At 42.6% G+C, this 256-nt stretch carries 1 protein-coding gene; it reads left to right on the top strand.

Going from position 1 to position 256, the window contains the following annotated elements:
• Positions 1-256, top strand: a 256-nt coding sequence (locus EQG61_RS13840) for a hypothetical protein (RefSeq protein ID WP_164974947.1), incomplete at both ends; no start/stop codon positions are given.

The raw sequence follows: 256 nt of genomic DNA, 5'->3' as shown, positions 1-256 counted from the left end.
AACCAATGCCATCACTGATTTAGTAAATTATATGACCTATACCCATTTGTTATGGATTCGTGTGGAGAACAACTTAACGGGATGTGCGCGTGTGGTTTCTTATAGCATGACGGTGGATTTACTTCCAATGCCTGTGATTACGACTCCTAATAACTCCCATGTGATTTGTGTGGATGCGGATGGAACACTAGTGCGTGATTTAACCCTTACTGCAGATAATAACATTCCGGGGACCTATACCTATGAGTGGTACGAG

The sequence above is a fragment of the Flavobacterium stagni genome (genome assembly GCF_004122105.1).
GTDB lineage: Bacteria > Bacteroidota > Bacteroidia > Flavobacteriales > Flavobacteriaceae > Flavobacterium > Flavobacterium stagni.
Note: the sequence above shows the minus strand (reverse complement) of the source record. Positions and strands in the feature narration are given on the sequence as shown.